Here is a 21,906-nt window from a genome sequence, read left to right as displayed (position 1 = left end):
GGATAAAGGTTAAACCTAGTTTAATGTCAATAATATATTTTCACTTTTTAGAAAAAAATAAAAAAAGCGCTTGAAATCATACAAGCGCTAACTACATATAAACTTATAATTCTAATCCTCTTCCATTTCTCTCACTAATTTTTCCGCAGCATTTTTATACAGCGTACTAATATGTGAAAGGGAAGCAATTAGCAAAGTGTTATGGATAAGCTTTGAGTCCTTCGTATCTTCCCCAATAACTTGTGATACTTCTTTCACTCGTTCTGAAACGTCTTCCTTAAAACGGTCGACGTTTTGGTCAACTATTCCTAAATAAGCAGAATAAAATTGTTCAAGATCAAACGCTTCTTCTACCGTTTTTTCATTTATTCCCTTTAATGTAGCCTTAATATCATTGATCGATAAAGTCCCTTTTAACTGATAGATTAAGCTCATAAGAATGATATGTTCTTTCGTATATTTTTTATTTTGTACAGAGAAAAAAAGTTTAGCTTTTGCGTAGTTATTGATCATCGTTTTTGTTAATGTTTTTTCTTTTCCATTTGAAAAAGAATGATCGAACAGTTGGATAACTTGATCCATATAAAGATCAATTGTCGGGATGTCTTCTAGTTTAATTTTATTGTCGAGCTTTAGTTCTTCCAAAAACGCTTGTATATTTTCCATTTGTTTTAACCTCTGCCATAAAAGTAGTTGTCACCATTTTATCATAAAAAAACAAAAGGTTAATAGTTGACGACGTGATATAGTATATATTATATTTACAAGTAGTTATTAAAACTACATACCATTATACAGAGGTGATAAAACTTGAATATCTATGTTAGAGAACCAATTAATACGTATACTCACTTAGTAGGTGCTGTTCTGTCGTTCATAGGATTACTTGCAATGGTCATTAAAGTAGCTAGTAATAACGGGTCGCCACTTCAACTTTTTACGGTCATTTTGTTCGGATTAAGTTTAATTTTTTTATATTCTGCTTCTACTATCTATCATCTTGTTCAAAGTAATGCGAAAGTCATTGCCAGTTTAAGGCGGATTGATCATTCGATGATTTTCATCCTAATTGCTGGAACGTACACACCCTTTTGTTTAATAAGTTTAAGTGGGACAACTGGATGGATCATGTTTACAATTATTGTTGGCCTAGCTATATGTGGTGTGTTATTTAAATTAGTTTGGTTTAACTGTCCAAGGTGGTTATCTACTAGCATTTATATAGCAATGGGATGGATTATTATAACGGTAGCAAGTCCTTTAGCTTCAGCCCTTGGTACAAAAGGAATGATTTTGTTAGTAACTGGCGGTCTTATTTATACAGTTGGAGGCATTATTTATGCGGTAAAACCAAGTTTCCTTTCCTTTAAAAATTGGGGCTTCCATGAAATTTTCCACCTATATATTTTGCTAGGCAGTTTCGCTCACTTTTTATGTGTTTATTTTTATGTTATTTAGTGACTTGACTTATAAAACAAGAATAGGATATAAAGGAAGAGTAAGGAAAAAACCTTTTCTAAAAAGGAGTAGAAGTTTATGTTATCGGTGGTTCTTGACTAATCCATAATTGGATAACTGGAAGAAGCAAAAATATAGCAAAGGCTATGTTTATTTCACTATGGCTTCTTTTGGAACGTTAAGAACACGCATCATACCTATCAAAAATAGACCATGGTGATGTATGTTTGCCTATGGTTTTTTTATATTTTAAAAACCTTGGCAAACTATTACATGCCCAAGGTTTATCTTTTGCCGTCATGAGCGCTTTGTTCATGGCGGCTTATTTATTTTCATAAGCCCTTGAACAATTCCTCATGAAAATTATTTATTATTAAAGGAGGATTTACCATTGAACCATCAAACAATGGAAGCACTAGGTTATTATCAAATACTAAATGAAATATCACAATTCGCACGAACGAACAGAGGAAAAGAAACGATTTCATTATTAAGGCCATCTCAAAATAAGAAGAAAATAGAGCACTCTTTACAAGAAATTAAAGAAGCGATGAACATCCTTTCTATTAGTGGTAGCGTCCCTATTCATTCATTAGACGATATCGGTCATTACGTGACCCAAGCTAAAAAAGGTATCGCCTTAAAAGTGGATCAACTCACGAGAATTGTTTCGTTTCTAGACCATTGTCAAAAGCTGAAGCAATTTATGAAAGATAAGGAATATGCAGGTCCTAATGTGAGTATATATGCCGCATCTATCGGAAATTTATCAACAATAGAAAATGAAATAAGTCGCTGTCTACGGAATGGGCAGGTCGACGATTATGCTTCGAGCGATCTTATTTATTTACGTAGACAACTAGCAAACCATTACGAAAAGTTAAAAGAAAAGGCGCAATCATTAGTAAAGAGTGGTAGAATTTCACCTTACTTGCAAGATACAACAGTCTCCGAACGAAACGGTCGCTACGTCCTAGCAGTAAAAAAAGAATATCGGAAGAAGATAGAAGGAACTGTGCTTGATACGTCCGCTTCAGGAGCTACCCTTTTCATGGAACCAATACAATTAAGTGCCATTCAGGAAGAAATAGAATTAGTAAAGCTTGCAGAAGAATCAGAAGTAGAGCGTATCCTATACGAACTTACACAACTTTTCATTGAACACGAGCAAGAGATCATCATTGCCGTTGAAACAATGCATCATTATGACGTGCTTTTCGCAAAAGCGAAGTACAGTCAGACGATAAGAGCAGAAATTCCTATCATCAATGAAGAGTTCCTCATACATTTAAAAGAAGCGCGCCATCCCATGCTTGGAAGCAATGCTGTCCCTCTTACGATTCCGTTTGGTGATAAAGAACGAGCTCTTGTCATTACCGGACCGAACACCGGCGGTAAAACGGTTACGTTAAAAACAGTAGGGCTCTTAACGCTAATGGCGCAGGCTGGCCTTCCGATTCCTGCAAAAAAGGAGAGCGAGATTGCCATTTTCCAACATATCTTTGTCGATATTGGCGATGGTCAAAGTATAGAACAAAACTTAAGTACGTTTAGCTCGCGCTTAGTGAACATTATTGATATTTTGCAAACAACGAACGATGCGTCTCTCGTCTTAATTGATGAACTCGGCTCCGGCACAGATCCACGGGAAGGAATGGCACTCGCAATCGTTATTTTAGAACAGCTATATGATAAAGGGGCAACTTTATTTGCCACTACGCACTATAGTGAAATGAAGAAGTTCGCTGATGAAAAAGAAGGCTTTTTAAACGGTTCGATGGAGTTTGATTTGAATACATTACAGCCTACTTATCGATTATTACTCGGCAAAAGTGGTCAGAGTCAAGCGTTTGACATTGCAGCCAAATTAGGAATGCATCCAACACTAATCGAACGTGCGCATGAAAAGGCATATCAACAATTTAAAGATTTTCATCAAAATGTAGACGATGAGAAACTGCAAACGCCGAACTATCAGAAGCAAATCATTGTAAATAAATATGCTCGAACGAATTTGAAGAAAAAACCTCAGGAGCAAGCATTACATTCCAAGGTTACGTTATATAATCAAGGCGATAACGTCATCCTACTTGCAACTAGTGAAACAGGGATCGTTTACAAAGGACCAAATGATCATGGCGATTACATCGTTCAAGTAAAAGGAGAAAAAAGAACGATTAATTACAAACGAATCGAATTAAAAATCGCAGCAAAAGAGCTTTATCCACCCGACTATGATTTTGACATCATTTTCAAAAGTAAAGAATACCGAAAAACGAAAAAAGACATGAACCGGAAATATGTAGAAGGCATCTCGTTAGAAGAGGAGAATTAGTTCTATAAACTCAAGAGAGGTTGGGACACAACTTTTTTTATAAAAGTTAAAAACGAACAAAAAATAGTAGAGTGCAAATAACCCGCTCCGGAAATTCTGCAATTGTTCGTTTTTTATCATGACCATTTTAGTTTTGTCCCAGCCTCCTCTTTGTAGAGCATGACTTTATTTTCTTTTAAAAATTTCGGTATTTTCAATTCGAATAGACTGCACTTCTCCACACTGTAAACAAAAAGTAAAAATTTTATTTGCACCACTGACAGATAATTTGCTTGGTTTTAACGGCATATAATCTGTCGCTTCTACAAATTCAGCATTACCACACTTAAGACATTTTTCGTTTTCCATAGAAAAACCCTCCCTTTTCATATCCCTGTCTAATAAATACGATTATTTTTTAAATATGTTTCATCAAGCATGAGCCATCTGTGTGGATAAATCCGATTCTTATTTAATTTTTTCAATAAAACGCATGTGGATAACCGCCATCAACTACATTTTTGGGGATAAAGCTGTGGGAAAACTAGCTTCTTATTGGATAAGTTTGAAAGGGATTACATATGGTTAATCTAGCGTTGTGGATAAAGTACTTTTTCTAGTAAAAAAAGCCCAGTATTAAGTACTTAAGTAGTTCAGTTTTGGAGTACAAAACTATAAATTGTAGTCCAAAATGGACTACTTTTTAATTTAAAATTGCACCACTATTTTCTTATAAAATGAGTATGTAATTGTATTATCATCTGTAAATTAAAAGATAATTGGGAAATTTGTGGTATTATATAGATATGAAATTTTTTCTTATTCCATTAAAGGGCAAAATGTAGAGAAGGTCTTTTAGCTGTATTAATAAAAAAAAGGAGAAGAGTAGAATGTATTTACTTTTGTTCACCATAATTTATTGTGTTGTAACACAGCTTATGAATATGGCTTATGGACCTGCTATGGGAATTTATTTAATAAGTTTAGGATTAGTCAAAGGATTTTTTAGTGAGGAATTAAAAGATGTATTTAATTTCAAAAAAACTAAATACTTGTACAAGGAAAATGGATTTAAAAAATCTTTAATTGATTTATTGTCTTTAATGTTAATTTTTGCTAATTCATATTCAATCGATTATGAGCCCTTCTCTCTTTTTGAATTTGTTTATATTTTTTTTATTATTGCAATTGTATACCGCTTTATATTTTGGGGAACTACGCGAACTATTTGTAAAATAATCTAACTTTATGGTGTGAAAGCCCATGTTCAAGTAAATGGTGTAATCGTCGTTTAATGTCATTTATCTTCTTCAAATAATTGGAGCGATTGTAGAAGAAGAACAATACAGCGAGTGACAGCTTGGATATAAGCCAAGTTCTTTTTTTATTGCCTATAAATCAATTTGGTAATAGTTAAAACACCGTATTTGTACTTTAATCTGCAATCGAATTTGCAAGCCTACAATATTTATTTCATCCTTGCAAATTAGTCTACATTTTTAGTCGCATTTCAAAGTGCATTTCCGTAGTAAACGTTGGTATCACAATAAAAAAAGAACATCAAATCATAGTGCAATTTGATGCTCATTTTATAATACATTTTTAGTTTTTGTACACCAAAACTGAACTACTTGTTAAGTACTGAGCATGTTATTTAATGGACTAATCAAATCGCTCTGAATCTACACCTTCCAACATATCCTCTAATTCTGTTAAAAAGTTTAGCTGTACTGGTGCAGGAATTTTGTCCATCCACTTTTTTATTTCTGGTAACTCTTCCAGTTCTTCTATCGTCGTCGGTTTTGAATCTAGAGTCATCCACCACTTTTTTAATTCCTCAATAAACTCATAAAAATAGCGCTCAAATCTTTCCGCCCATTCTGCCCCTTCATCACCAGAAGTCTTTTGCATCATGCCCCAAGCTTCCATCGTTGTTTCGAAGTGTTCATCAATCTTTTTCATAGCAACCTCCCCTTTATATTTGATTATATCTCATAGAATACACTTGATTAAAACAAAAAAATGCACTGTCCAATCACAGCGCATTTTTTCTCTACTTAGTTAATAGGAATAGGTTCGCTCAATACAGTACCGTCATTAGCATTGTACGCTACTAAGAAATAATGCCCTTCTCCTAATGAAACATATTCTGTATAGGATATTTCTCCACTCTCATTCGACCGATAAGATGTTCCACCTTCATGAACAATTCCATTAGCAGATTCAATTCTAAAGTTAACTTCTTCCGTGCTACTTTGAGATAAATCGAAGTAAATAGTAGTCGATATCGGTGTTGCTACAACCTTTTCAATGGTAACAATCTCTCCATTTTTTAATGTCATTTCTTTATCCATTTCATAAATTTTCTTTTCTGCAAGTAATTTCTGTTGAGATACTACTGTTTGAAATGTCCACGGTTCTTCTACAGCAGTAGTTGTATCCCATGTATCGTAACTAAGTTCGATTGTAACGTTTTCTGTTGCAATCGGTTGAGTAAACTTAATATCATTATAAATCGCAAACATTTCATTATTTATTTCGATGGATTGAGAACCAGTAGTAAATGTGTAGTCTTCCCCATTTATTTTTACCTTAGGCGTAATTACCGTTTGATAATCAAACTCTACATGTTCAGCTGGCTCAAACGTTGCACTTAAAAATAATTTTTGATCATCCATCATTACTTCATTTAACGTTAATTTACCTAAATCATTCTCTGTTGTTTCCCCAATAGCTGTTTTGTATGGAGAATAGTCTGGTGTATTTATTTCATTTATATATTCCTCAATTGGTTTACCTACAAATGGCATACTCGCAATCGTTCCTTTATCAAGTGTCAACGAGATGCTGAGTATTGTAGCAGCTACAAGCGCCATACTAACACCTAGCCATTTCCTCTTAGTTTTTCGTGGCGTAAGTTTTTGATTTACCCGCTTTAACAACCTTTTTTCTTCATGCTCTGATAGCGCCGTCTCTTCAAACTCACTCACATCTAGCTTTATATCGTTTAATTCTTTGAAAATAGACATTTGGGTTACACCTCACCTTTTAATAGTATTGTTTTTAACTTTTTCCTACCTCTCGATAACTTGTTATGTACCCACGATTCTTTTTTATAAAATTGTGTTGCAATTTCTCTAGAGGGTACACCATCTACATAATATTTCTTAAAAATTGCTCGCTCGTCTCACTTAATTCATTTAACAAATGGGAAATGTCGTACTGTATTTGCTCTTCAGATGGTTGTCGATATACCATTTCATTAAATTCAACATTACTCCTATACTTCATAGACCTTTCACCTTTTCTTACATAATCAAGTGCTCGGTACTTCGCAATCGCTGCGATCCATTGCTTAAATTCATTTTTAGACGCATCGTACGACTCAATATGATACCAAATAGATACGATTACATCCGATAAGCATTCTTCGATATCCTGTTGATTACCATGCAAATATTTACGGACAATCGCTTTAAGTAGACCACCGTACGAACTTATAAGAAAGGTTAACGCTTCTTCATTCTTTAACTTAATTTGTTGTACAACATTTTCAGCTGTTATTTTCAAACGTATCGCTCCTTCTTGCTATAACTCGGTACCTGCCTATTAATACGTATTTAATATTAAAATCCTATCAAATAAAAAAATAAACCGATAGAAAAATTTCTATCGGCTAACTTTTATTTTGGCAAATAATCTAATAACGCGGTTGCAATGGAGAAGTAAATGAGCAACCCCATAATATCATTTATCGTTGTAATAAAAGGACCTGATGCAACTGCAGGATCTATTTTAAGTTTATTTATGATTAATGGTACTGTTGCACCAACAATAGTTGAAAAACAAAGAGTAAAGAATAGTGAGACACCTACAATACCTGCTAATAATAATCCTCCCTCTGGATAAATGAACGGAACTAATATTAACAAAGTAATTGCGCAGATTAGTCCGAGCATAATTCCTGTCCCAAACTCACGTTTCAACATTTTTCCTATCGAAGTACGGTCGTTACCTAATGCAAGATTACGGACTACAACAGCAAGCGCTTGTGTTCCTGTATTCCCAGCGGAGTCCATAATTAAAGGAATAAAAACGGCTAACAGTATATATTCTTCCAACGTTTCTTCAAATCCACCAATTACTCCTGCCGTTATTAAGCCTAAAAACATTAACATAATAATCCACGGTGAACGTTTCTTTGCAGCAGAGAAAGCAGATACTTTTGTATCAAGGGAACCTCGTACTGCAGAGATTTCTCCAAAGTCTTCTTCCGTTTCTTCTTCTAGAACATCGATAATGTCATCAACAGTAACAATCCCAACTAGTTTTTCGGATTCTGTCACTGGCAATGCGAGGAAATCATACTTTTTAAAAATACGAGCAACTTCTTCCTGATCCGTATTTGTTTCTACATGTTTTACTCTCGAGAGCATCACTTCTTCAATTTGCTCATCTAATGGTGCAATAATCAAGTCCCTAAGAGAAACTACCCCAACTAGCTTTTGATTGCTATCTACAACATACAAGTAATAGATTGTTTCTGCATCTGGAGCTTCCTCTCGCAACTGTTCCAACACATGCTTAACTGTCTCTGTGGAGGAAATTGACACAAACTCTGTTGTCATAATGGCTCCAGCGGTTTGTTCTTCAAACTTTAACAATTGAATGACATCTTGGGCATCTTCTTTATCCATTTTGTTAAGATACAATTCTTTCGTTTTTTCCGGTAATGCTCCTAAGAAATCCGCCACATCGTCGTCATGCATATAATTTAGAACATCAATAGCATAGTTTTGTTGTAACTCACCAATATACATAGTCTGAGTTTCTAGGGAGAGCCCCTGAAATATTTCTGCAAATTCTTTTGGATTTACATATTTATAAAAAATACTACGTTGTTTCTTCGTTAATGTATTCAATACATCAATTTGATCAGTTGGATGCAACTCAAAAAACAGTTCCCTAAAAAGAGGCATATCCTGCTTTGTAATAGCATCAACTAACTGACTTGTATACTCTTCAAATGTTTGTTTATCTAACTTCACCATAACGAATCCCCCTAAATCGGAATCCATCATTACCAAACATAACAGGAGTGGAAATGGATATCCGTCATTACTTTGTTTTTATTATTTTGTAAAAAAATCATTTCTAACCAATACAAACTACAACTATCGGAATCCATTTCCTCACCTCCCAAAATAAAAAACACCCTCATCTACGGATGAAGGTGTTTTAAGCATAGACAAATAGACATGTTTAATCATATAGATTACACACATAGTATCTACAAAATTCCTCCATTCGTAGAGCTTTAGCACTGTGCGGCATAGGACTTTATCCAGCTACATTAAAAACCACCTTATGTCGATGGTTCCTGTTGACCCATTGGCGTCTTTGGACGTTTTTGGGCAGCAGCGTATCTCCAGCACAGGAGCCTCACCTAACGAGGATATATTATATTGTTACTTACTTCCTGTAAAAATCTACAGGAGTTTTACACATTTGTCAACAACCAACAAATAGATTTATGACATTGCAGCATTTATTCGATTTCTCAATTTTTCTTTCCAAACTTCTGCCATTTCCTCAACCTCTAGCATTCTTTTCATGCCTTCTACATCGCTAGGTCTATGAAAGTACAACTCATTCCCAAACAGAACGGACAATTGTTTAGGGTGCGATTCCAACAACGTGATAGACGAATCTTTTCGCACTTTCCCTTCTTGTAAAACTCGGCATAAGTATCCCGTATATCCCGTTTCGACCATTCGTTTTAGTAGGGGATCATTGTTGTTTCGTTTCGAAATGGTGCTACATGGAATTCTCCCTTGCGTTATTTGAATGACTGCTTCTCCAAGTTGAAAAACATCCCCAACATGAACATCCTTTTCGAGCATGTTCGTTACTGTTACGTTTTCACCAAAGGCGGAAGGTGGCAACTTTTGTCCAAATTCCTTTTCCCATAGTGAATAGTGCTCGTAAGGATATACACAAACAGCTCGATCTGGACCACCATGAAACTTTGTGTTAGCGACTCCGTCTCCAATGAATCCATCCTTCGTCAGCAGAGCATCCTCTACCGTTTCTTTACATATACCCGTTTCAATTTCTTTATTGTCCCCGTACTCCATTTTCTTCGGTTTTCCTATTGAAAAATATATAAGCTCTTTCATTTACTTAAGTACCTACCTTCTATGGTCTTCATAATATCAGTCTATATAGAGTATTCAACAAAAGTGGCTTATATCCTTTTTAGAGCTTCACTTGTAGTTTCTGTTTTAAAAATCGAAAAGGCAGGACTTTATTGTCCTACCTTCATTAATGCATTCCGTTCCATTCACCTTGGTTTTTCGATGCTTTTTCTTTTTTTGCTTTTTCTTTATGGGCACGATTTGCAGCTGCACTTCCAAATTCATGAGAAAATTCGGAATCTGTTTGGCTAGAGTCAAATCCTTGTTTGTTTTTTTGTTGTGGATCTGTTTTGCCATTTCGTTTTGCCATCTATTATCACTCCTTCTCCTATATTATGAGGTGGATAAAGAGAATTATTCTTTGTTATTATACGTTTTTAAGTTAGTCCGCTTCACTGCGCTACAAGGTGTTCGCTTTCCGCGGGGAGATGTCTAGCTCCGGCGGCTAGGTCCGGCTCAAACTTCACTTTTCCTCCGTACGATAAGTCATCATCGACTTAACTAAGTTCGCCGTGATTCCTTTATCTCCTGCGGAAAAGCTCCAGTTTGATTGGACCTGAGCGAGCCGCCTCCGCTTTTCGTGGAGCTGAGCCTCCTCGGGCTTAGCCCTGTGGGGTCTCAGCCTTCCCTCTTTTCCCGCAGGACAAGGAAGGCTTCGGCAGCGTTACATCGCACGAAGGAAAATGCGCTAGCATTTTTCGAGGAGTCTCACACCTTCCGCTACGTTCCACTCTCGGTTCTAAATCTTGGAAGGCAAAGCATTACTCTCGTTATAAAACGCACATACAATCTTTTTATGTGTTAAGACTACAACGTATGTACTACTTTGAAGGGTGGGTATACTATGCTTTCATTTCGGGGCGATGCACATAAAATTTATTTGCAACTGAAGAGGGCATCACAGAAAAACAAACCGTTTTCTACCATTAAAGACCTAAATGAAACGGAAGAAATTATTAACTTTTATCAACAGCTGAAGAGCACTACTTTAAAAACGATTAAATATCGAATGATAAAAGAAAAAAACGGGTCAGGCATTATCCCTATTTTTGTAACAGCCGTCCCATGGTTTTTCTTTCTATTCTCCAAGCAATTACAACAATTTCTTTTTAAAAATGGTAGTACGCTTTGGATTTACTTTGTACTATTTTACTTTATAACATTGACTACAAGTGTTATTTTACATTTTCGCGAAAAAGCGTGGGCTGCGTTTCATATTCAAATTATCGAAGACATTATAAAAGAAAGAGAAAACGTTAACTGCAATTGATTATAAAGCTACAGAGAATTATAATTTGGAGAGGACTATAAATAGGTAAAATAGGAAGTGTTACGATGAATCAAGAAGATATTTGGACTGGAAGTTATTATGACTTATCAATAGAGTTCCCACTAGAAACAAAGCCCCATCAGTTAAAGGATTCCCTATCGTCTGCAACGCAATTAAAGGAGTTTTCCCTTTCCATATTGGACGAACCTCTTTCTCCTGGAGAATTAGTTTATTTACAGGGTTCCTTAGGGGAATTTCCTTGTATGCTCTCGGTTATGGTAGTAGAAGGAGAAGCTACTTGGCTTGATTTTTCTATTCCGGTTCAATTATTTGAAAAAAGGTACGACGTGATTTACCCGCTAACAGTAGATAAAAATCGGTGGCTCATGGAAATTAATGAGTTATATATTGCTTTAGCACAAACAATTTATAACTCCCTCCCATTTCAATTAGCAATGATCGGTGAAGAAGTCGCAGGAATGACGACTTCCACGACAATTGATATAGCAACATCCAAAACAATGTCGACTATTCTACCGCCAAGTTTACAAGATAAACTTCAACTTGAAACGACAGGGGAAACACTTTCAAATAATTTAAGGTTTTACCTTCCAATAGAAGGGGAATAAAAGTTAATGATGAAAGGTTTCTTATGGAAAGCCCTTTTATATAGGAACAAAGGTACTATGTATAAGGGCTTAGCCTTTATTTTAACTAAAGTTCTAACCGGTCTAACAACCAATCTTGCAATTCATCCTTTTCATCATGACCCACTTTAATTGTCCCAAGCACAACACCTTTTCCGATTATTTGCAGCTCTGGTACAGCAACTTCTTTCGTAATATTAACGCTATACACAATTGTTTCGATATGACGAATTGGAATTCGATTTATATTAATAATCCCATCACTTAGTAAATATCCGTCATCCGTTAGTTCGATTTTATTTTTGTTCCAAGCATATTCTTTCTCTGTTACGATCTTCTTTTTTGTATTTTTCGAAGAACTGAAAAGACCCACCTTTTATTCACCCCATTATGTAAAAATTTCATCGTCCATTATTATATACGTAAAATTTTGTAAAAAGTTTCACATGTTAGTTAAAAAGTAGATAAAACTTTAGTAAGAAAGCTTTTTAAAAAGTTAGATCATAAAATAATTCTACAATACCTAGTGCTATCCTATTCCTACCGTTAGCCAATCAATCGTTTGTTTGATAATTGCTATTTGAGTATAAACAAAGGCCTGTTCTAGATTCGTATAAACGATGAACAGACCTTTTATTCCTATTAAGTTCCACAAAATGTTCGGTAGTTTTCATCTGGATTCTCCGGTAGTTTACAATACGTCCCTTGCTCTTCTTTATAAGCAAACGGATCGGAGAGAACATCCAACAATTTACCTAATACTGTTAAATCTCCACTTTCAGCCGCTTCTAACGCCTCTTCCACTCGATGGTTTCTTGGAATAATAGCTGGATTACTTTTCTTCATTAACTCATGGACATCCACTTTCGAATGGCCTTCTTTTTCTAATCTCGCTTGCCAATCTTTATACCATGACTGAAATTCTTCCTTTTGACCTAACTCTGAAACGTCTATTTTATCCAACGTTAAAGCACGGAAAGTGTTTGTAAAATCTGCACGATTCTTTTCCATCAATTCAAGCAAATTTTTGATAAGCGTTTCATCTTGTTCTTCCTCGTTAAAGAGGCCAAGTTTTGCCCGCATTCCTCGATGCCAATTACTTTCAAATAGCTTTGCAAATTGCGAAAGTGCCCCTTCTGCTAGCTTGACGGCTTCATCTTGATCTTCATGAAGCAACGGTACTAACGTCTCGGCAAAGCGTGCTAAATTCCATACTGCGATATACGGTTGATTTCCATATGCATACCGACCTTGTGTGTCAATTGAGCTAAATACTGTTGCAGGGTCGTACGTATCCATAAAAGCACATGGACCGTAATCAATTGTTTCACCTGAGATCGTCATGTTATCTGTGTTCATCACACCATGAATAAAGCCGACAAGCTGCCATTTTGCAATTAAATCCGCCTGTTTCTTAATGACCTCTTGAAGAAAACTTAAATACGGATTATTTTGTTCCTTTACATCTGGATAATGGCGATTTATCGTATAGTCTGCTAACGCTCGTAAATCTCCCTCATCTCCAAAGTTGATTGCATATTGGAAAGTACCAACACGAATATGACTTTCCGCCACTCGTGTTAAAATTGCACCAGGTAAGTAAGATTCACGTGCGACAGGCTCCCCAGTTGTGACAACCGCTAAACTCCGAGTAGTTGGGATTCCGAGAGCATGCATCGCTTCACTAATAATATATTCACGCAACATTGGTCCAAGTGCTGCTCGACCATCACCACCTCGTGAATACGGTGTTCGTCCAGGTCCCTTTAACTGAATGTCAAAGCGGTCTCCGTTTGGAGTAATGTGTTCACCTAGCAAAACCGCTCTCCCGTCACCTAACATGGTGAAATGACTGAATTGGTGTCCTGCATATGCTTGTGCGAGTGGCTCCGAACCTTCTGGTATTTTATTACCTGCAAATACTTCAATGCCTTCCTCACTTCTTAATCCTTCACCATTTAACCCTAAAAAGTTTGCTAAAGAGGAATTAAAAATCACTAACTCTGGCGCGGACACAGATTTAGGAATGTGAAGCTTGTAAAAAGATTGAGGGAGACGAACGTAACTGTTATCAAAGTTCCAACCTATTTTTGTCATTACAATCTCCTCATAAGGTCTGTCTTTTGCAATAGACCGATTTTTGACTTCCTACATAGTATTATACCCTTATCGGTTATGGTCGTATGTTTTTAAGTACTGTCATTTACTCGAAATAGAGCGAAACTTTTCCTTTTTAAACAAATGGTGAGGAACTGAACTTTTTTTCCTCACCGTAGTCTAATTATGTTTTTTATGCAAAAATGTAAAAGATAAAGCTAAACCTAATACATATAATAGTAGTGCTACATATGCTGGCAGAAGATGAATAAATGTCGTATATCCAATCGCAAAGTGCACGTAAATTCCTGCAATAAACGCTGGTAATCCCCCAATGAAATACGTCCACCAAACCCACTTGTTTCCTTGGTGATATCCCCAAAGGGACAGCATTAACACTAATAGTCCGACACTTAATAAAGCACTGCCAAAACCAGCTCGGTCATGTGCAAGTACGGGCAATAAATTCTCATTAAACGCATTCATCATTTCTGGCGTCATGCAAATGTAAGCTAAGTCTGTAGAAACGAAAATTGTTGAAACTCCAATAGAAGAAATAACGATACCACCAAGGACGAAGGCAAAACCTAATAAAACAAAGGCAAGTTGGCCGTAAATCGCCCGTTTCCATACAGCATCATTGTTCCGATTGGCCGATGCTGGGGTACCTGCTATATTTTTTGTTTTGACAAAACCATATATATAAACGGGCAACAACACTAACCAAAAAAGTAAATGCAACCAATCAAAATATCCGTAGCCGATAAATGCAAAAATACCAAGAAACCCGACAATTGCCGCTGCATCAATTGCTTGTTTAGCCCACTTTAGTCCTTTCTTTACGCCGAACTTTGCGAGCTGCATGTATAAAATACCACCTGAAATCATCGTCCCAGCAAGCGTCATCCGGTCATGAGCCATAAATAACATTATTCGCTCATTAAACGACGAGATGGACTGCCTACTCATCTCTAGGAAAAACTCATCGTACGGTAAAATTACCGTTGTCATACTAAAAGTGAGGGCAAGCAAGCCACCGATGACAATAAACAAACCAAACAACCAATATGCGAACCATCCTGATTGTGGTGGTGGTGTATATTGAATTCGATCTAGCAACGCTTCATTGATTCTTTTCGTTAAACCAGGACCACTAAATACATAACCATCTGAAACGATCACTAAATCTGCACCAGCATCTAAAATATTTAAAGCATGTTGGGGCTCACTTACTCCACCAACCGTTATGATTGTATGTTCGTAACCCTTTCCCCTAAGCTTCTTTACATTCTCGACTACATCCTCTTCAATGACAACACCGGAAAAACTATCTATTTTTGTTAACAATTCTACATTTATGCCATCAATGGCCAAATAAATCGGCTTTTTAGTTTTACTTAATAATGTCGGCTCCGCTATTTCTAAAATAAAGCCTTCTACATATTTTTCGAGCTTACTTATCATGTATTCCAGCTCTTCAAAGCTTCCAGATAAGCGAGCGAAAATCGGTTGTTTTTTTCTTAATGCACTTAGCTTTTTTATCGTTTCTTCTACACCAATCGATTCAGCCCTAGTCGGAAAAATAATTTCATTTTCTTTCCTATTAAAGATTGGATCTGTAAACTTATCTGTCTTCTCTACTGTAACTGGCCCTATCTCTAAAAAACCGAACCCTAAATTCGAAAAGGCTTTTGTTCCTGACAATAAAGGGTCTATCTTTCCAGACAGTCCAATCGGATTAACAAATTCCACCGTGTTTAGTTTTTTATGTAATAAAGGTGAACTTTCTTCTCTTCCTAAAAAATTGATTACATGTGAGCCCATACCAAATGGAAGAGATGCTATTACGTTCATCCCTCTGTGTATAAATTCTCGCGATAAAGTTGGAGGTAATGCAGATAGTATCGGTTTAAAAATTCCGTGATAGGACCAATCTGGCATAAAAAATCCCTCTCCATCTAGTTTTTCTTCATTGTAGCACGAAGTACGTAAGGAAAGGGCTGTTTTATTCTAGTCTCTTTTTATCGATTCGTAAGCAAATCCGTAATTATTTTTTGCTTCGATAAACTTATTATAAAAATCTAAAAAATGCTCATCTCTTTCAAATTCAACATAATTTCCGTCTTTAAAATAAAACTCAAATTTTTGTTTACCGTTCGTTTCCTTTGGAAGAGCAAGTAGCACTTTATCCACGTCTTCCCAATGATACTCATACTTGTGCTTCGTACTAGTTCCGCTCCACGCTACTCCGTTATCGCCTAAAATTTTATATTCGTTACTACCTAAATATATACATAACAACGTAACACATGCAGCAGATAAAGTGATGAACACTCCATATCGTTCATAAAAGTATCCCAAAAGAAGTGCTACACCGAGAACTCCCCAACCTATTGCGTAATAGAAATATACAGTATAAGGCACGTTTATGTACCAAACAGTACGGTCATCGTACATTATTCCATGAATAATAATTGGAATAAGGACGATTAGAATCGGTGCAAGCATAAAAAGAGCAAGCACACCAGCAATGTAAAAATGCTTCTTTTCGTAGTATTTAATCATCACCTCAACCCCCTTTACATAATTATACAATATTTTGTAAAATTAAGGAATAATGTATTCTGAATATTTAATCTTCTTAACACTCGAGGCAAAACATAAAACAATTTCTTCTGACGAGTGCATGATAGGAACCTATAATTCAAAGTCATATTATGAATAACTTCCTGTTCAATCTCATCCGAAAGTGCCCTTTTTGAAAATTTGTTAATACAATGAGAAAAGAATCATATATAGAAATAAATACAAACTGGAGTAGATGCAATTGGACAAACAAAATAATAAGTTTAGATGGATTGTATTTGCTTCTGTCCTATTCACTTATGCGCTTATGGCGAGCCAACGAACCGCACCAGGATTAATTACCGATCAAATCATGATTGATTTTAACATTACTGCCACAACGATTGGTTTATTAACAAGTATTCAATTTTTCGTTTACACTGGTTTGCAAATTCCGATGGGTATTTTAGTCGATCGGTACGGACCTAACTTTTTCCTTATAAACGGTGCCCTTCTAACAGGTTTAGGTACAATCATTTACAGTGTCGGTACACATGAATATGTTTTATTTATTGCTAGAGTACTAACCGGAACGGGAGACGCTACGATATGGGTTAGTATGGTACTTATTTTAGGGCAATGGTTTAATGCAAAAGAGTTTACACGATTAATCGGGGTAGCAGCGATGACCGGAAGTCTCGGTTTTCTTTTAGCAACGGTCCCTTTCTCCTTACTTATTACGTTACTAGGTTGGCGACTAGCGTTTTTTTCGTCAGGACTGCTGTTATGCATATGTGCCGTGCTGCTTTATTTTGTTCTTATAAAGAAACCGAAACATTCATTATTTAGAAAAAAAGAAATACAACAAGAGAAAACAATTGCCCTTCTTAAAAGAATATTTTCCAATCGGCAAGCATGGGCTTTATTTTGTTGCCACTTCGGAATAGTTGGAACGTACGTTGGATTTATTAGTTCGTGGGGGGTACCGTATGGCATGAGCATGTACGGAATGACTCGCGCAGATGCAAGTCAACTCATTATGATTGGATTAATTGGCGCACTAATTGGTGCACCTCTAGGTAGTTGGATTAGTAGTAAATTAGAAGCTATTAAAAGGCCATATATTGTCGTACACCTTATCCTCATTATAAGTTGGGCTATTTTTCTACTATTTAACGGAAGCCCGCCGTTTGTCCTATTAATTATTTTGTTTTTTATTATCGGCCTTGCATACGGAGCAAACGCCTTAACTTTTGCACTCGCTCGACAAACTTTTCCTATCGGAGAAGCCGGTATCGTATCAGGGTTTGCCAATACTGGTGGATTTCTTAGTGCTGTTTTACTACCTAGCATTTTCGGTAAAATTCTAGATTATTTTCAAGCAGTTTCGGGAAGCATCGTTAATGGGTATTACTACGGTTTTATTACTCCCGTTATATTCTCCTGCATTGGATTAATCGGTGTGCTTCTCGCAGTGGAAAAGCGCCATGAGGAAAGCATTGTAGAAAGTTAAAAGAAGCCTTTCAAACGTCGAAAGGCTTCTGCATTCTACTCTATACTTATTACTCTTTTTTCTTCATGAGATTTTTTAATTGCATCCATCATAGTTTGCACTTTTTGTCCTGCCTTTAAAGTAGGCAAGTGTGGATGAATATCTCCGTCTGACACCGCTTTATATAATTGATCAATTGAACGATAGAAGGCATTGTAATAGCCTGCCGCGACTGCGTTCATCCCCTCTGGAATGGAGAGCGCACTTTCTATTTCTACCTCCTCTAACGGACTATTTTCTAAACCGAGCAACACTTTATCATCTTGGGACATTTTTAATGTGCCTTCTGCTCCAAAAATTTCTAACGCCCAGCCATCTGCATGGCGAACTGCAATGTTAGAACCGATGTTAAATGTTCCACCACCAACAAAGTTGCCAAACGCTTGGAAAGCATCATCAGCTGTTCTTACTTCTTTTTCTCCATTTTCATCTACAAACTCGGGTACATGCGTAGTTAATTGACCAGAAACCGATTCTACTTTTTTATCCGTCCACCATAGTAACGAATCGATTAAATGAGAACCTACTGCCCCTAGCATTCCTCCTGCTTGGTCTTTTTGACTTAGCCAGCCTCTTTTACTTGTGGCGTACCGCTCATATCCGGCAATGTTTAATGAGAAATTAACATGGAGCACATTTCCAAGTTTACCGCTCGCTACTATTTCTTTTACCTTTTGTCGTGCCGGTAAGAATCGATACTCAAAATTTATGAACCCTAACTTTCCTGCATCTTCCTGAGCTTTAATCATCTCCCCGGCTTCCTGCACATTAAATGCCATCGGTTTTTCGCACAAGACGTGACATCCCTTTTCGTATGCTTTCAACACCATATTATGATGTAACAATGGTGCAGATGCTACCGCAACTAAGTCTAGCTCTTCCTTCTCGAGCATTTCCTCCCAATTAGCGTACACAAGGTTAACACCTGTTTCTTGTTTAATTTCTTCTAGCCTTCCTCTTCCAACACTTGCAATCGAAACAACTTCAAAACCTGGATGACTTTGCATAACTGGTGCATGTACTTTCGCACCAAAACCCGCTCCGATAATACCTACTTTTATTTTCATATAAGGCTCCTTTTATGTAAGAAAATTAAAATTTCGACTAACGAAATTTATCTACTAACTTATTCTACTCTTCATAAAAAAAACCTTCTACTTAGGAATAAAATATAGAGTTCTTTACGTACCTTCTACTTAAAATTCATTGTTATAGGTTTCTTCCAAATCATTAAAAGAAATCCCTTTAAACGTTTTTTCTTCTACTATTACCCATTCATTATTTATATTTTCTATAACCGTAACAACATTTTCACCGCTACTCTTTTTGTAAATAATAATCCCACTACTATCCTTCAAAAGTGCGATCGGTTCTACCATTCCATGCACAAGTCTTTGCTTTTTTTGATATTCGATTGAAAACTTAGTATCAAGAGCAGAAAGTTCAGCGATTAAATATTCCCCAAGCTCAATTTGTAATTGTTCTGCTACCTCTTCCACTATCTTATCTTCCATATACGTTCGCATATCCGGGATAATATGGACTAGATCTAAAATATCGTTTGTTAGAATTTTATTTTCCAATTCAGCGATGTCAATGTTCATAGATAGACGGTTTAATTCAACCAACTTTTTATTAGCTGAAAGGTAACCAGGGACAATAGTTATTTTATCGTCCTTCTTAATCGGAGCAAAAAAGACTGTTCCACTCCATATTTCTATTCCAGACTTACTATCTCTTTCTTTTTGTAGTTTCGTTTCTATTAATTCTAATTTCTTACCATTCTCTCCATAAATAGAAAAAGAAAGTTCCTCTTCCTTTCTAGCAAACGGTGTGTGAACATTCACAGTAATTTTAGTACCACTTGGTGTTAAAATCATTTCCTCCATGTGAAACTCATAGCCTTCATCCTCTATCGTACTATGGACGAGATAATATTCGTAATCATCATTTACGAAAACTGGTATCGTAAAATCCCAGTTACCCATTGTATTGAAAACCTTATTAAAAGAAACTTGAAGTGTAAAGCTATCAGGTAGTGTACTGCTAGTCTGAATTAGCCCTTTAAATTTATTGTCTTCTGCCGCACCTGTACTTTGAGAACTAAGGAGCGTCAATCCATTTATCGTTATATTATAGTTAAGAATCCCAACTTCTGCTCCTTCATCGTCTAGAGGGATTTCGTAACCTATTACAAGCCGTGATTGATCATAATAAACGTTAGTAATGGTGATAGGTATGTCCTTATCAACTATAGTCTGATTAACAGGAAAAACTAGCCCCTTTTCCAACGCTTCTTTTAGCCCAACATCCTCATGAACAAAAACGGAACCAATGATTGGAATATGTGTAAGCATGTTTGCCATAGCTGGTGAAATAAAACCCGATCCCATTATTGCTAGCAATAGTACGACAGCTATTGCAAAGCTATATATGTATCTCTTAGCCCTTTGGAATTTCGATTTCGCTTTCTCACCTTTTTTCATCGCTTCATTTATAGCAGTTGTTAATTTTTCTTCAGGAATATCGATTTGTTCGACTCTCTGTTGAAACTGTTTCTTTTCACTATTCATTCACGCAATCCTCCCTTAGTATTTTTCTAAGAACATGAAGAGCACGATGAAGACTCGACTTTACCGTACCTTCAGGACACTCTAAAATTTCTGCTATATCGCGATTCGGTAAGTCTTCGTAATATTTTAATATAATGATTGTTTTATATTTCTCATCTAACTGATCAATAGCATGAAACAGATCAAGCCTACTCTCAACAGCAACCTCTTTCGCCTCCATTGCTTCTATTATTTCCGCATGGATTGGAGTAACTTTTTTCTGTCGAGCTATAAAATCTAATGCACTATTAATGGCTATTTTTTTTAACCAAGCATAAAGATAGGATGGATTTTTTAACGTATGAATAGATACAAATGCCTTATAAACCGTTTCTTGTACAATCTCTACTGCGTCATTTTCATTTTTGACGTACAAATAAGCAAGTCGATATATTTTTGCTTTTTCTGCCTCCATAATCATTGCGAACGCTTTTTTATTCCCTTTTATCGCTTTCTTAACATCTCTTTCCGTAAACATGGCGCCCTCCTTTCCTATACAAGACAGAGTAGGGTTACATTTCGTTCCAACTTTTTTCATAAAAGATAGATATACTGCTAATTTTAAAGTTAAAATTACTTTTTGACCAAAATAACACGAAAAAAAAAGAGCACTTTCCTTTTTGCAGAAAAGTACTCTTTCTATTTACGATTATCCTCTATACTTTATCGCTAGTCCTTTTAAGAAATTTCTCGCATATTTGTCGCCACATTCTTTATAATTTTTATGGCCCTCTTTTCGTAAGAGAGCACCTACTTCACCTTTTGTAATTGTAACTCCAGCTTCCGCTATAATATCAATGATGTCTTCGCTAGTTAATACTAGAGCAATTTTCACTTTCTTTAAAAGCTGGTTATTCATATGTTCACGAGTTAATGGCGGAAACCCTGTTTGTCCTGGCTTTGGTCCTCGTTTAAACGTAATTAAGCCGTTAAGAAACTTCTCTAACGTTTCGTTAGTACAACGTTTAAAGTCTTCATCCTCATCTATATCTTCATAATCGTAGTCGTCCTTAGGCTTTGTTAACATCTTTTTCACTTCTTCCAATGTTACGTCAACGCCACCAAGTTTAAATATTTGTACCATATCCATATCTTTTATATCTAGTGCATATCTTAATCGAATCAAAATATCGTTATTTGTCATGCGTGTACCTCCATTTTTATTCCCTTATCTCATCCCAATAGCTTACCATT

The 21,906-nt window shown here is 36.1% G+C and carries 21 protein-coding genes, 1 pseudogene and 1 riboswitch; of the genes and pseudogenes, 6 read left to right on the top strand and 16 right to left on the bottom strand.

Annotated elements, in window-relative coordinates:
* Window positions 1-111 precede the first annotated feature (111 nt).
* Window positions 112-666, bottom strand: coding sequence for a DUF1836 domain-containing protein (locus BC6307_RS00450; RefSeq protein WP_066420352.1), 555 nt, complete (start codon window positions 664-666; stop codon window positions 112-114).
* Window positions 667-810: 144 nt separating this feature from the next.
* Between BC6307_RS00450 and trhA the strand changes: the two genes are divergently transcribed.
* Both trhA and BC6307_RS00440 read left to right on the top strand, forming a co-directional pair.
* Complete coding sequence (trhA, locus tag BC6307_RS00445; protein ID WP_066420350.1) at window positions 811-1,458, top strand: PAQR family membrane homeostasis protein TrhA; 648 nt, start codon at window positions 811-813, stop codon at window positions 1,456-1,458.
* Window positions 1,459-1,849: 391 nt separating this feature from the next.
* The gene (locus BC6307_RS00440; RefSeq protein ID WP_066420349.1) at window positions 1,850-3,793 is read left to right on the top strand and encodes an endonuclease MutS2; all 1,944 of its coding nucleotides are present in this window, start codon (window positions 1,850-1,852) and stop codon (window positions 3,791-3,793) included.
* Window positions 3,794-3,958: 165 nt separating this feature from the next.
* Here the strand turns inward: BC6307_RS00440 and BC6307_RS00435 are convergent, their stop codons facing one another.
* Window positions 3,959-4,141 (bottom strand): hypothetical protein, encoded by a 183-nt coding sequence (locus BC6307_RS00435; protein WP_066420348.1) that lies wholly within the window; start codon window positions 4,139-4,141, stop codon window positions 3,959-3,961.
* Between the two features lie 521 nt (window positions 4,142-4,662).
* Between BC6307_RS00435 and BC6307_RS00430 the strand changes: the two genes are divergently transcribed.
* A complete protein-coding gene (locus BC6307_RS00430) occupies window positions 4,663-5,016 on the top strand; it encodes a hypothetical protein (RefSeq protein WP_066420347.1) in 354 nt (117 codons plus the stop codon).
* Window positions 5,017-5,434: 418 nt separating this feature from the next.
* Here the strand turns inward: BC6307_RS00430 and BC6307_RS00425 are convergent, their stop codons facing one another.
* The 6 genes and pseudogenes from BC6307_RS00425 to BC6307_RS00400 form a co-directional block, all read right to left on the bottom strand.
* Window positions 5,435-5,734, bottom strand: a complete 300-nt coding sequence (locus BC6307_RS00425) for a hypothetical protein (RefSeq protein WP_066420346.1) — start codon at window positions 5,732-5,734, stop codon at window positions 5,435-5,437.
* Window positions 5,735-5,829: 95 nt separating this feature from the next.
* A complete protein-coding gene (locus tag BC6307_RS00420) occupies window positions 5,830-6,801 on the bottom strand; it encodes a DUF4179 domain-containing protein (protein ID WP_066420344.1) in 972 nt (323 codons plus the stop codon).
* Between the two features lie 5 nt (window positions 6,802-6,806).
* A pseudogene (locus BC6307_RS00415) lies at window positions 6,807-7,342 on the bottom strand (sigma-70 family RNA polymerase sigma factor).
* 113 nt (window positions 7,343-7,455) lie between these two features.
* On the bottom strand, window positions 7,456-8,823 hold the full coding sequence (mgtE, locus tag BC6307_RS00410) for a magnesium transporter (protein WP_066420342.1): 1,368 nt from the start codon (window positions 8,821-8,823) through the stop codon (window positions 7,456-7,458).
* 243 nt (window positions 8,824-9,066) lie between these two features.
* A riboswitch (M-box (ykoK) riboswitch) is annotated at window positions 9,067-9,233 on the bottom strand.
* Between the two features lie 70 nt (window positions 9,234-9,303).
* Window positions 9,304-9,951 (bottom strand): MOSC domain-containing protein, encoded by a 648-nt coding sequence (locus BC6307_RS00405; RefSeq protein ID WP_066420340.1) that lies wholly within the window; start codon window positions 9,949-9,951, stop codon window positions 9,304-9,306.
* A 145-nt stretch (window positions 9,952-10,096) separates the two neighbouring features.
* Window positions 10,097-10,279, bottom strand: a complete 183-nt coding sequence (locus BC6307_RS00400) for a hypothetical protein (protein WP_066420339.1) — start codon at window positions 10,277-10,279, stop codon at window positions 10,097-10,099.
* Window positions 10,280-10,813: 534 nt separating this feature from the next.
* Here BC6307_RS00400 and BC6307_RS00395 point away from each other — a divergent pair.
* Both BC6307_RS00395 and BC6307_RS00390 read left to right on the top strand, forming a co-directional pair.
* Entirely contained in the window at window positions 10,814-11,239 is a 426-nt protein-coding gene (locus BC6307_RS00395) for a hypothetical protein (RefSeq protein ID WP_066416194.1), read from the top strand.
* Window positions 11,240-11,304: 65 nt separating this feature from the next.
* Window positions 11,305-11,868: a hypothetical protein gene (locus BC6307_RS00390; protein ID WP_066416180.1), complete on the top strand. Its 564-nt coding sequence runs from the start codon at window positions 11,305-11,307 to the stop codon at window positions 11,866-11,868.
* An 85-nt stretch (window positions 11,869-11,953) separates the two neighbouring features.
* On the opposite strand, the gene BC6307_RS00385 is transcribed toward BC6307_RS00390, so the two are convergent.
* The 4 genes from BC6307_RS00385 to BC6307_RS00370 all read right to left on the bottom strand — a co-directional run bounded on the left by BC6307_RS00385 (window position 11,954) and on the right by BC6307_RS00370 (window position 16,548).
* Complete coding sequence (locus BC6307_RS00385; protein ID WP_066416171.1) at window positions 11,954-12,259, bottom strand: hypothetical protein; 306 nt, start codon at window positions 12,257-12,259, stop codon at window positions 11,954-11,956.
* A 269-nt stretch (window positions 12,260-12,528) separates the two neighbouring features.
* Window positions 12,529-13,983, bottom strand: coding sequence for a protein adenylyltransferase SelO (locus BC6307_RS00380; protein ID WP_066416170.1), 1,455 nt, complete (start codon window positions 13,981-13,983; stop codon window positions 12,529-12,531).
* A gap of 180 nt (window positions 13,984-14,163) precedes the next feature.
* Entirely contained in the window at window positions 14,164-15,924 is a 1,761-nt protein-coding gene (locus BC6307_RS00375) for a dihydroorotate dehydrogenase (RefSeq protein WP_066416168.1), read from the bottom strand.
* A 69-nt stretch (window positions 15,925-15,993) separates the two neighbouring features.
* On the bottom strand, window positions 15,994-16,548 hold the full coding sequence (locus tag BC6307_RS00370) for a hypothetical protein (protein WP_066416166.1): 555 nt from the start codon (window positions 16,546-16,548) through the stop codon (window positions 15,994-15,996).
* A 262-nt stretch (window positions 16,549-16,810) separates the two neighbouring features.
* On the opposite strand from BC6307_RS00370, the gene BC6307_RS00365 reads away from it, so the two are divergent.
* On the top strand, window positions 16,811-18,061 hold the full coding sequence (locus tag BC6307_RS00365) for an MFS transporter (RefSeq protein ID WP_066416164.1): 1,251 nt from the start codon (window positions 16,811-16,813) through the stop codon (window positions 18,059-18,061).
* Between the two features lie 35 nt (window positions 18,062-18,096).
* On the opposite strand, the gene BC6307_RS00360 is transcribed toward BC6307_RS00365, so the two are convergent.
* The 4 genes from BC6307_RS00360 to BC6307_RS00345 all read right to left on the bottom strand — a co-directional run bounded on the left by BC6307_RS00360 (window position 18,097) and on the right by BC6307_RS00345 (window position 21,856).
* A complete protein-coding gene (locus BC6307_RS00360; RefSeq protein ID WP_066416162.1) occupies window positions 18,097-19,167 on the bottom strand; it encodes a Gfo/Idh/MocA family protein in 1,071 nt (356 codons plus the stop codon).
* Window positions 19,168-19,296: 129 nt separating this feature from the next.
* Complete coding sequence (locus BC6307_RS00355; protein WP_066416160.1) at window positions 19,297-20,673, bottom strand: DUF4179 domain-containing protein; 1,377 nt, start codon at window positions 20,671-20,673, stop codon at window positions 19,297-19,299.
* Window positions 20,666-21,190, bottom strand: a complete 525-nt coding sequence (locus BC6307_RS00350) for a sigma-70 family RNA polymerase sigma factor (protein ID WP_066416158.1) — start codon at window positions 21,188-21,190, stop codon at window positions 20,666-20,668. The genes BC6307_RS00355 and BC6307_RS00350 overlap by 8 nt, the downstream gene beginning before the upstream one ends.
* Before the next feature lie 171 nt (window positions 21,191-21,361).
* Window positions 21,362-21,856, bottom strand: coding sequence for a YehS family protein (locus tag BC6307_RS00345; protein ID WP_066416156.1), 495 nt, complete (start codon window positions 21,854-21,856; stop codon window positions 21,362-21,364).
* Window positions 21,857-21,906 lie beyond the last annotated feature (50 nt).

It is taken from the genome of Sutcliffiella cohnii (assembly GCF_002250055.1).
Classification (GTDB): domain Bacteria; phylum Bacillota; class Bacilli; order Bacillales; family Bacillaceae_I; genus Sutcliffiella; species Sutcliffiella cohnii.
Note: the sequence above shows the minus strand (reverse complement) of the source record. Positions and strands in the feature narration are given on the sequence as shown.